The sequence below is a fragment of the Proteus sp. G3927 genome, assembly GCF_963894685.1.
GTDB classification, from domain to species: domain Bacteria; phylum Pseudomonadota; class Gammaproteobacteria; order Enterobacterales; family Enterobacteriaceae; genus Proteus; species Proteus mirabilis.
On sequence record NZ_CAWQGX010000024.1, the window covers coordinates 150,184 to 161,875 of the forward strand.

General features: G+C 39.8%; 10 protein-coding genes. 9 read left to right on the forward strand and 1 reads right to left on the reverse strand.

The features are described 5' to 3' along the window. Positions 1-201: 201 nt before the first annotated feature. Together nhaA and nhaR are read left to right on the forward strand one after the other, a co-directional pair. Positions 202-1,380, forward strand: a complete 1,179-nt coding sequence (gene nhaA, locus AACV00_RS08115) for a Na+/H+ antiporter NhaA (protein WP_004245211.1) — start codon at positions 202-204, stop codon at positions 1,378-1,380. A gap of 188 nt (positions 1,381-1,568) precedes the next feature. After that, complete coding sequence (gene nhaR, locus AACV00_RS08120) at positions 1,569-2,486, forward strand: transcriptional activator NhaR (RefSeq protein WP_004245210.1); 918 nt, start codon at positions 1,569-1,571, stop codon at positions 2,484-2,486. 73 nt (positions 2,487-2,559) lie between these two features. Here the strand turns inward: nhaR and rpsT are convergent, their stop codons facing one another. After that, positions 2,560-2,820, reverse strand: coding sequence for a 30S ribosomal protein S20 (rpsT, locus tag AACV00_RS08125; RefSeq protein WP_004248964.1), 261 nt, complete (start codon positions 2,818-2,820; stop codon positions 2,560-2,562). Between the two features lie 430 nt (positions 2,821-3,250). On the opposite strand from rpsT, the gene ribF reads away from it, so the two are divergent. The 7 genes from ribF (at position 3,251) to carA (ending at position 11,687) form a co-directional block, all read left to right on the forward strand. Continuing rightward, positions 3,251-4,192 carry a bifunctional riboflavin kinase/FAD synthetase gene (ribF, locus tag AACV00_RS08130; RefSeq protein WP_161679944.1) on the forward strand — a complete coding sequence of 314 codons (942 nt, stop codon included), beginning with the start codon at positions 3,251-3,253 and terminating at the stop codon, positions 4,190-4,192. Between the two features lie 29 nt (positions 4,193-4,221). Further along, entirely contained in the window at positions 4,222-7,032 is a 2,811-nt protein-coding gene (gene ileS, locus AACV00_RS08135; protein ID WP_161679942.1) for an isoleucine--tRNA ligase, read from the forward strand. Positions 7,033-7,035: 3 nt separating this feature from the next. Then, complete coding sequence (gene lspA, locus AACV00_RS08140; protein ID WP_161679940.1) at positions 7,036-7,551, forward strand: signal peptidase II; 516 nt, start codon at positions 7,036-7,038, stop codon at positions 7,549-7,551. Between the two features lie 70 nt (positions 7,552-7,621). Continuing rightward, entirely contained in the window at positions 7,622-8,092 is a 471-nt protein-coding gene (gene fkpB, locus AACV00_RS08145) for an FKBP-type peptidyl-prolyl cis-trans isomerase (RefSeq protein WP_004245205.1), read from the forward strand. Next, positions 8,073-9,026, forward strand: a complete 954-nt coding sequence (ispH, locus tag AACV00_RS08150; protein WP_012367440.1) for a 4-hydroxy-3-methylbut-2-enyl diphosphate reductase — start codon at positions 8,073-8,075, stop codon at positions 9,024-9,026. Before fkpB ends, ispH begins: the two co-directional genes overlap by 20 nt. A 241-nt stretch (positions 9,027-9,267) precedes the next feature. Further along, complete coding sequence (gene dapB, locus AACV00_RS08155) at positions 9,268-10,089, forward strand: 4-hydroxy-tetrahydrodipicolinate reductase (RefSeq protein WP_104459377.1); 822 nt, start codon at positions 9,268-9,270, stop codon at positions 10,087-10,089. A gap of 434 nt (positions 10,090-10,523) precedes the next feature. Next, the gene (gene carA, locus AACV00_RS08160; RefSeq protein WP_017628247.1) at positions 10,524-11,687 is read left to right on the forward strand and encodes a glutamine-hydrolyzing carbamoyl-phosphate synthase small subunit; all 1,164 of its coding nucleotides are present in this window, start codon (positions 10,524-10,526) and stop codon (positions 11,685-11,687) included. Positions 11,688-11,692 lie beyond the last annotated feature (5 nt).

Genomic DNA, 11,692 nt, shown 5'->3' on the forward strand with positions numbered 1-11,692 from the left:
AGGTTGTATTTTATTTTTTTATTTTTGTTTTTTATCTTTCGTGATATTACTTATTGATTATTTTTTACATAATCCCTTCTTTACTCTTGATATAAGCGATTGAGATCGAAAAAGACGAATTATTTTTGCTAAATAATCTGTTTTTTACGAATTCATAATTAGCATATTATTAACACAAATAGACATTTTTAGGTTAACAATATGACAGCAATTATTAGACAATTTTTAAGATTAGAGGCATCAGGCGGTATTCTTCTGATTGTTGCTGCTATTATCGCATTAATAATGGCGAATACACCTCTTAGTGCTTTGTATAATGAGTTTTTATCTATCCCAATAATGATTAAATTTGGGGCATTAGAGCTAGATAAACCGTTGATCTTATGGGTTAACGATGCACTCATGGCCATCTTTTTCTTAGTGGTAGGATTAGAAGTCAAACGGGAGCTAAAAGAAGGTTCATTAGCGCAACGTGATCGCGCTATTTTTCCTGCAATTGCAGCAGTAGGAGGAATGTTAGCACCTGCTTTGATTTATCTATTTTTTAATCATGGCGATGCGATTGGTCAGCAAGGATGGGCTATTCCGGCAGCAACAGATATTGCTTTTGCTCTAGGTGTAATGGCGTTACTAGGGCGTCGCGTTCCTGTGGAATTGAAAGTCTTTTTATTAGCGCTAGCCATTATTGATGATCTTGGTGTCATTGTGATTATTGCTCTCTTTTATTCTAAGAGTGTGGCATTAGTCCCGTTATTATTGGCAGCGCTAATCACCATCATGTTGTTTATTCTTAATTGGCGTAAAGTGAGTAATACAGCAGTTTACTTAGTCCTAGGCTTTATTTTGTGGGTGTGTATTTTGAAATCAGGTATACATGCCACAATAGCGGGAGTGATTGTTGGATTCTTGATCCCATTAAGAGATAAAGAGGGGGCTTCACCGTCGGAAGAGTTAGAGCATGTTTTACACCCGTGGGTTGCCTATTTAATATTACCGCTATTTGCATTTAGTAATGCGGGGGTTTCTTTAAATGGCGTTACCCTTGATGGCATGTTATCGACCTTACCCGTTGGTATTGCATTAGGGCTTTTCTTAGGTAAGCCGATTGGGATTTTTCTCTTTAGTTGGGTTTCGGTAAAACTAGGGATTGCAAAATTGCCAGATGCGATTAATCTTAAGCAAATATTTGCCGTTTCTGTTTTATGTGGTATCGGTTTTACTATGTCTATCTTTATCGCAGGTCTTGCGTTTGAAGGTGCTATAGAAGCCTATAATACATACTCTAAACTGGGTATTTTAGTTGGCTCAACCATGGCTGCTGTTGTGGGATATTTATTGCTTAACTCTGTTTTACCGAAGTTGAAGCAGAAGCAAAAATAGCGAAATTGAGTAGGGAACTCGTTTTCTAAACACAATAAAAACCGAGCTATAAACATAAACCTACGGCGCAATACTTTGTATTGTGCCGTAGGTGTTTTTATGAGGATTGGAGAAAGGAACACCAATCGCTAATGCGTTGTTAACGAAGTCTGTGTGATGAGATCACAGAAGTTGAAAGGAAAATCACTATGCGTGTGTCACATCTCAATTTTAATCATCTTTATTATTTTTGGCATGTGTGTAAAGAAGGCTCTGTTGTAGGGGCTGCGGAAGCGCTGTATCTGACACCTCAGACAATTACAGGGCAAATTAAAGCATTAGAAGAAAGATTAGGGGGGAAATTATTCAAGCGTCAAGGGCGCGGATTAGTTCCCTCTGAATTAGGTCAGCTTATTTTTCGCTATGCCGATAAAATGTTTATGCTGAGCCAAGAGATGCTAGATATTGTCAACTATAGTCGAGAATCTAATCTGTTATTTGATGTTGGGGTTGCCGATGCGTTATCCAAACAACTTGTTAGTCGTGTATTAGAAACGGCGGTTATTGATCATGAACAAATACATTTACGCTGTTTTGAATCGACTCACGAATTGTTGTTAGAGCAATTAAGTCAGCATAAGTTAGATATGATTTTATCTGATTGTCCCGTAGATTCCTCACAACAAGAGGGGCTGTTCTCTGTTAAATTGGGTGAGTGTAGTGTCAGTTTTTTCTGTAGTCAGCCAATACCAGAAAAGCCATTCCCAGAATGTTTAGAAGATAGAAAATTGCTTATCCCTGGTCGACGCTCTATGTTAGGTCGTCATTTGTTAACTTGGATACGCAATAAAAATCTTCAAGTAGAAATTTTAGGTGAATTTGATGATGCTGCATTAATGAAAGCATTTGGTTTAAATCATAATGCTATCTTTGTTGCACCTTCTATTTATACCAATGAGACATTTGTCCAAAGTAATATTGAGGAAATAGGCACATTAGACTCGGTAAAAGAAGAGTATTACGTTATTTTTGCTGAACGAATGATCCAGCATCCGGCAGTACAACGTGTATGTAATACCGATTTTTCAGCTTTGTTTAGTGGTGAAAAGAAAGCCAATAACGAATGAAATACGTAGAGTTTGCATAGACAGAATGTAAAAAAACCGGCCTAAGCCGGTTTTTTAAACACAAAAACAATAATTACATTGCTTTGATTTGTGCTTGCAGATTAGCTTTATGACGTGCTGCTTTATTCTTATGAATTAAGCCTTTAGTTGCCTGACGGTCAACAATTGGTTGCATGTCATTAAATGCTTTTTGTGCTGCTTCTTTATCACCAGAAGCAACTGCTGCGTATACTTTTTTGATGTAAGTACGCATCATTGAACGACGGCTTGCGTTGTGCTGACGACGCTTTTCAGACTGAACCGCACGTTTCTTAGCTGATTTGATATTAGCCAAGTTCCAACTCCCAAATATATTCTAGCGAGGACAATACAAAGGTGAAGGAATATGCCTTTTCAACCTAAGTTTGTCAATGGATTTATACAAAATTAGCGTCGTTGTACGCGACACTGGTTTCGTTGTGATGGCGCAAGATTTTATCAGTTAAGACGGGTAGAATACAGTCTTTTGAGTGAAAAAATCATCAAAATCGTGTATATGAGTAATAAATAATAGATTCTAAGCGGATCTACGGTTGATTTTGTGCGATTTTATAACCAACAAGTGAGTAATCGTTTATTTTTTGTTAGCAGTGAGCATGTTAATTTAACAATCATAGTGAATTGACAAAGCAAGATATTACTCACCAATAAACATTGATATATTGGGTTACTCTCGAGCCTTTGACAAGGTATAATCCAATTATTTCCACGGTATTGAGCCAGTTATGGAGCTAATTCGCGGTATACAGAATATTCGAGCACAACATCATGGTTGTGTTCTAACAATTGGCAATTTTGATGGTGTCCATCGCGGTCATCAGGCATTATTAAAACACTTGAAGCAAGAAGCATCACGTCGTGGCCTACCTACTGTTGTGATGACATTTGAACCTCAACCTCTGGAGTTTTTTTTGCCAGAGAAAGCACCTGCTCGTCTAACGCGCCTACGCGATAAGATAAAATATTTGGCAGAGTGTGGTATTGATTACCTGTTATGTGTCAAATTTGATAAGCAATTTGCGGCACAAACACCGGAAGAGTTTGTTTCATCACTCTTAGTTGATAAATTAGGTGTGAAGTTTTTAGCCATTGGCGATGATTTTCGTTTTGGTAAAAATAGAGCAGGTGATTTTCATTTTTTACAACAAGCCGGTGCTCGATACGGATTTGAGGTGGCAAATACCGAAAGTTATTGTGACAAAGGATTACGTATTAGCAGTACGGCGGTACGAGAAGCCTTATTCAATGACGATTTAGCATTAGCTGAATCATTGCTTGGACACCCTTATAGCGTTTGTGGACGCGTGGTACATGGTAATCAATTAGGCAGAACTATTGGTTTTCCAACCGCCAATATTCCCATGAAACGCTTAGTGGCACCTGTTGCTGGTGTTTATGCGGTTGATGTTTATTTAGCCGACCATCAATCGCCTTTCGCGGGGGTGGCTAATATTGGCAGTCGTCCTACCGTAAAAGGTAAGGGTGTACAATTAGAAGTTCATTTAATCGACGTTAATATGGATTTATATGGACGTCGTATTGATGTTGTGTTACGAAAGAAATTACGTAATGAACAGCGATTTGCATCATTGGATGCGTTGAAACAGCAAATCGCAAATGATGTGGCTGCTGCTAGGGATTTTTTATTGCAGCGGTCGGAGTCATAAACTAGCGGAAACTTGGAACTGAGAATCGAATGAGTGACTATAAAAATACCCTGAACTTACCAGAAACAGGGTTCCCTATGCGCGGGGATTTAGCAAAGCGCGAACCAGAAATGTTATCACGTTGGTACAAAGAAGGTTTGTATCAAGCTATTCGTCAAGCTAAAAGTGGTAAGAAAACATTTATTTTGCATGATGGCCCTCCTTATGCCAACGGCAATATTCATATTGGTCACTCAGTAAACAAAATTCTCAAAGATATTATTATTAAATCCAAAGGGCTGTCAGGCTTTGATTCTCCGTACATTCCAGGATGGGATTGTCACGGATTACCTATTGAATTAAAAGTTGAACAAATTGTAGGTAAACCAGGAGAAAAAGTCTCTGCAGCTCAATTCCGCGAGGAGTGCCGTAAATATGCTTATGAGCAAATAGAGGCGCAGAAAAAAGATTTTATTCGTTTAGGTGTGCTAGGAGATTGGGACAAACCTTATCTCACTATGGACTACAAAACGGAAGCCAATACTATTCGTGCATTAGCGCGTATTATCGCTAATGGTCACCTATTAAAAGGGGCAAAACCTGTTCACTGGTGTACGGCTTGTGGTTCATCGCTAGCTGAAGCGGAAGTGGAATATTACGATAAAACCTCTCCTTCTATCGATGTGCGTTTCTGTGCGGTTGATTCAAACGCTGTAGCGGCTAAATTTGGTGTCGTCACTGATAAACCTATTTCTTTAGTTATTTGGACTACCACACCATGGACATTACCTGCTAACCGTGCAATTGCATTAAATGGCGAATTTAATTACGCATTAGTTTCATTTGATGATGAGTGCGTCATTTTAGCGGCAGACTTAGTTGAACACGTTATGAAACGTATCGGTGTCACAGACTGGGCTGTTTTAGGTGAATGTAAAGGTAGTGATTTAGAATTATTGCGCTTCAATCACCCATTTATGGGCTTTGATGTGCCTGCCATTTTAGGCGATCACGTTACATTAGATGCCGGTACGGGAGCTGTTCATACCGCACCGGGTCATGGTCCTGATGACTTTGTTATTGGTCAAAAATATGGTTTAGAAGTGGCTAATCCGGTTGGACCTAATGGTTGTTATCTTCCTAATACTTATCCGACCTTAGATGGTGTGTTTGTTTTTAAAGCTAATGATGTGATTGTTGAGTTACTAAAAGAAAAGGGTGCTCTATTACATCATGAAGCAATGCAACATAGTTATCCTTGCTGTTGGCGACATAAAACACCGGTTATCTTCCGTGCCACTCCACAATGGTTTATCGGTATGGATAAAAATGGATTACGTCAACAATCCTTAAAAGAGATCAAAGGTGTTAAATGGATCCCTGATTGGGGCCAAGCACGTATTGAGTCAATGGTGGAAAACCGTCCTGACTGGTGTATTTCTCGTCAGCGTACTTGGGGAACACCAATGTCGCTGTTTGTGCATAAAGAAACACAAGAGCCTCATCCTCGTACTCTAGAGTTAATGGAAGAAGTCGCTAAGCGTGTAGAAGTGAGTGGTATTCAAGCTTGGTGGGACTTAGATATCCGCGAACTGCTGGGTGATGAAGCTGATGACTACATGAAAACACCTGACACACTTGATGTTTGGTTTGATTCAGGATCAACGCACTCAACCGTAGTTGATGCTCGTCCTGAATTCCATGGCAATTCAGCTGATCTCTATTTAGAAGGTTCAGACCAACATCGTGGTTGGTTTATGTCTTCTCTTATGATTTCAACAGCAATTAAAGGCAAAGCGCCTTATCGTGAAGTATTAACACACGGTTTTACCGTAGATGGACAAGGCCGTAAAATGTCGAAATCCATTGGTAATACTGTTAGCCCTCAAGATGTAATGAACAAACTGGGTGCGGATATTTTACGTTTATGGGTTGCCTCCACCGATTATACGGGTGAAATTGCGGTTTCCGATGAGATCTTAAAACGTTCTGCTGATACTTATCGTCGTATTCGTAATACAGCGCGTTTCTTCTTAGCGAACTTAAATGGCTTTGATCCAGCTAAACATCAAGTTAAACCTGAAGAGATGGTAATACTTGATCGTTGGGCGGTCGGTCGTGCGAAAGCGGCACAGGAAGATATCCTCAAACACTATGAAAACTACGATTTCCATAATGTTATTCAGCGTCTAATGCAGTTCTGCTCAGTAGAAATGGGATCTTTCTATCTAGATATCATTAAAGACAGACAATACACTGCGAAAAGCGACAGTGTTGCTCGCCGTAGTTGTCAAACTGCGCTATACCATATTATCGAAGCATTAGTACGTTGGATGGCACCAATTATGTCGTTCACTGCGGATGAGATTTGGGCACAGTTACCGGGTGAGCGTGCGAAATTTGTTTTCACTCAAGAATGGTACACAGATTTATTTGGTTTAGAGGCATCTGAAACCTTAAATGATGAGTACTGGGCGGAATTATTAGCCGTTCGTAGTGAAGTCAATAAGGTGTTAGAGCAAGCTCGTACCGATAAGCAACTACGTGGTTCTTTAGAAGCGGCAGTAACACTGTATGCGGATAAAGCCTTAGCGGAAAAACTGAATGCATTAGGAAACGAATTGCGTTTTGTTTTACTTACCTCTCAAGCGACCGTTGCTGATATTCATGATGCGCCAGAAAACGCGTTAGCATCTGATATGGCGGGGCTGAAAATTATCTTGAGTAAAGCGCAAGGTGAAAAATGTCCACGTTGCTGGCACTATGCAACTGACATTGGTCAAGTGGCGGAACACGCTGATTTATGTGGTCGCTGTGTTACTAACGTAGCCGGTAACGGTGAAGAACGTAAGTTTGCTTAATTGATGAAGAAAACACTTTGCTCTACAGGTTTACGCTGGCTCTGGTTGGCTATTGCTGTAGTGGTGTTGGACTTAGGTACAAAACAGTATTTCATGCAGACATTCCGTCTGTATGAATCTGTGGCTGTCATGCCTTTTTTCAACTTCACTTATGCTCATAACTATGGCGCAGCTTTTAGCTTTTTAGCCGATAAAGGCGGATGGCAACGTTGGTTTTTTGCATTAATCGCACTGGCAATCTGCATTGTCTTAGTGGTGATGATGTATAAAAATAAAGCGAGTGCTAAGCTAAGTAATATTGCTTATGCGCTTATTATAGGCGGAGCATTGGGTAATCTTTCTGATCGTCTGATCCATGGATTTGTCATCGATTTTCTGGACTTTTATGTCGGTGATTGGCATTGGCCTACTTTTAATATTGCTGATGTGTCTATTTGTCTTGGTGCAGGTTTAATTATCATTGAGAGCTTTTTCCCTGATAAGATTGCCAGCCCACAAGAAACCAACAAGCAGAAGTAATCTGACAGATCAGTTAACTAAAATAACCCCTGCCTAATGGCGGGGGTTACGCTTAATAGAAGGTATTAGTATGAGTATGCAGATCCTCAATAATAGTGCAGTATTGCTGAATTTCACCTTAAAATTGGCAGACGGCTCTGTTGCTGAATCTACACAAGCACATGGAAAACCGGCGTTATTTCGTCTTGGTGATGAAAGCTTATCGCCTGCTTTAGAAGCAGAGTTGGTAGGACTTAAAGAAGGGGAAAAGAAAACCTTCACGCTTGCGGGGGAGCATATTTTTGGTAAATATAATCCTGATCTTATTCAATACTTTATGCCTTCTGATTTTGCGCAATCCGGTATTCCTGAAACAGGTACCATTATGCTGTTTACGGCAATGAATGGTAATGAAATGCCAGGCATTGTGCAGGAAGTGACGGAAGATTCTGTTACTGTCGATTTTAATCATCCATTAGCGTTACAAGATGTCACATTTGATATTGAAGTCGTCAGTATTGATCCACAGGAGGAAACAACAAATGCAAATATTGCTGGCTAACCCACGAGGCTTTTGTGCGGGTGTTGACCGAGCTATCAGCATTGTTGAACGTGCATTAGAAATTTATGGCGCGCCAATTTATGTACGCCACGAAGTGGTTCATAATCGCTATGTAGTCAATGATTTACGCGAACGTGGTGCTATTTTTATTGAAGAAATCTCCGAAGTACCGGATAACGCGATTTTGATCTTCTCAGCACACGGTGTTTCTCAAGCTATTCGCCAAGAGGCACGCTCTCGTAATTTAACGATGCTTTTTGATGCCACTTGCCCTTTAGTGACCAAAGTACATATGGAAGTCGCAAGGGCGAGCCGTAAAGGTAAAGAGGCCATTTTAATTGGTCATGCCGGACACCCAGAAGTTGAAGGGACGATGGGGCAATACAATAACCCAGAAGGGGGAATGTATTTGGTTGAATCGCCAGATGATGTATGGAAACTAAAAGTGAAAGATGAAGATAATCTTTGCTTTATGACACAAACTACATTATCCGTCGATGATACTTCCGAAGTGATTGATGCCTTAAATAAACGATTCCCTAAAATCATCGGGCCTCGTAAAGATGATATCTGCTATGCGACAACCAATCGTCAAGAAGCTGCTCGAGAGCTTGCAGAGCGTGCCGATGTCGTGTTTGTTGTTGGCTCTAAAAACTCATCTAACTCAAATCGATTAGCAGAGCTTGCACAACGTGCAGGCAAACCCTCTTATTTAATCGATAGTGCTGAAGATATTGATGAAATATGGGTAAGCCATGCCAATATTGTTGGGGTGACAGCAGGAGCATCAGCACCAGATATTTTAGTTCAACAAGTCTTAGCACGATTAAAGGCCTTTGGTGCAGAAGAAGTGATTGAGCTATCTGGCAGAGAAGAAAACATTGTTTTTGAAGTGCCAAAAGAGTTACGTCTTGACTATAAAGTAGTCGAATAATAACAATAGTTATAAACATTTAATTTACCAAGCAGAGCCAAGGCTCTGCTTTTTTTATCTCTTTTTTATAAATCGTAAAATTTAATGAATAATCATGCGGTTCATCGCTTTTGCTGATGATCTCTATCCTTTTGTTCGTTTTTCTTATTATCGTCGTTAAATGCTGGCATCAAACGAATGACATCGTTAATCTGTAAAGTATTAATAAAGATCATAAGTGTTACTAAGGAGAACATAGATTATGTCTGCAACAGAACTTCGTCTTGCGGTAGTGGGGGCTGGAGGGCGTATGGGGCGCCAGCTGATCCAAGCGATTAATCAGCAACAAGGTGTAGTATTAGGTGCTGCTTTTGAACGTACTAATTCTTCATTGATAGGGGCTGATGCAGGAGAGTTAGCGGGAGTTGGTCATATAGGTATCACTGTTACTGATAATTTATTAGCTCAAGTCGGGCAATTTGATATTTTAATCGATTTTACTCGTCCAGAGGGTACGTTGTCTCATCTGGCATTTTGTGTTGAGCATCATAAAGGCATGATTATTGGAACTACCGGTTTTGATGAAGAAGGTAAAAAAGCCATTAATTGTGCAGCACAAACTATTCCTATTGTCTTTGCTGCTAACTTTAGTGTTGGCGTTAATTTAGTGCTTAAATTATTAGAAAAGGCAGCTAAAGTGATGGGATCTTATAGTGATATTGAAATTGTAGAAGCTCACCATCGTCATAAGGTTGATGCACCATCTGGTACGGCCTTAGCGATGGGCGAGTCGATTGCAGAGACTTTAGGTCGTGATCTGAAAGATTGTGCGGTTTATCAACGAGTTGGACATACAGGAGAACGTGATCCTAGCAGTATTGGCTTTGCGACTATTCGTGCAGGGGATATTGTGGGTGAACACACTGCTATTTTTGCAGATATTGGTGAGCGAGTAGAGATTAGCCATAAGGCATCGAGTCGAATGACCTTTGCAAATGGCGCGGTTAAGTCAGCTATTTGGCTAAGTGAAAAAAAATCTGGTCTTTATAATATGAAAGATGTGCTTTCTTTAGAAGAATTATGATTTTTTTTATATTTAATTCATTGAAAACCCATGATTATTTATATTATTTGTGGGTTTTTATTGTTGTTTGTCTATTTTTTGTTTGTTGTTTTTATTTTTTAATAACTTCCTTTGTTTTCTTCCGTTTTTATAGTTAAAATTTCGCTTAAGTCTCTTTTTTTCTTTTTTTTATCATCTTTTTAAAATATCTTGGTAAGAAAACGGTTAAATTTGTAAGATGGGTGATGGAAATTGTCACTTAGCTGATTAAATTGCTAATGATTGATATTTTTTTAATTAAAAGAGTGTTTTTTCTAGACATCTGCTCATGGGATCTTTAGAATGCGCCCAATTTGCCAAAAATTTGCCCAAATTTATGTTTTTGGCATTGATTTAGAGTCTTAAATCTGAATTAATATGCATGAAATGTGATTTATTATTCTCTGGAGGGCGTTTTGATTAAATCAGCTATACTGGTTCTAGAAGATGGGACCGAATTCCACGGCAGGTCGATAGGCGCAGAAGGCGCTGCTATCGGTGAAGTCGTTTTTAATACTTCCATGACCGGTTACCAAGAAATATTAACCGACCCTTCTTACTCCCAACAAATTGTTACTCTCACCTATCCTCATATTGGCAATACCGGCGTTAATTCCTCAGATGAAGAATCAGCAACTATCCATGCTCAAGGGTTAATTATTCGCGATTTACCCCTAGTGATGAGTAATTATCGTGCCGAAGAGAGCTTAGCCGATTACCTTAAACGTCATCAGATTGTGGCGATAGCTGATATTGATACACGTAAATTGACGCGATTATTGAGAGAAAAAGGCGCACAAAACGGTTGTATTATCGCAGGCACTCATCTTGATGCTAAACAAGCGCTTGAAAAAGCGAAAGCGTTTCCAGGATTAAAAGGAATGGATTTGGCGAAAACGGTGACAGTGAAACAACCTTATCAATGGACACAAGGCAGTTGGACATTAAAAGGGGAGTTGCCCGCCACTCAATCACCACAAGATCTCCCTTTACATGTGGTGGCCTATGATTTTGGTGTGAAACGTAATATTTTACGTATGCTGGTGGATAGAGGCTGTCGAGTAACAGTGGTTCCAGCACAAACCTCAGCCCAAGAAGTGTTAGCGCTCTCACCTGATGGCATTTTTCTCTCTAATGGTCCGGGGGATCCAGAGCCCTGTGATTATGCAATTGACGCCATCCAAACTTTCTTAACTACCGATATTCCAGTATTTGGTATCTGCTTAGGGCACCAATTATTAGCCTTGGCGAGTGGTGCAAAAACCGTAAAAATGAAATTTGGTCATCATGGTGGCAACCATCCCGTTAAAGATTTAGATAATAACAGTGTGATGATCACCGCCCAAAACCACGGCTTTGCTGTTGATGAAGCATCGTTACCTGATTGTTTAAGAGTGACACATAAATCACTATTTGATGGTTCTCTACAAGGTATTCATCGCACAGATAAAGCTGCATTTAGTTTCCAAGGTCACCCAGAAGCGAGTCCAGGGCCGCATGATGCGGCGCCGCTTTTTGATCACTTTATTGAACTTATTGAGCAATATCGTCAAAACCTGCAATCAGTGACAAACAAATAAATCAG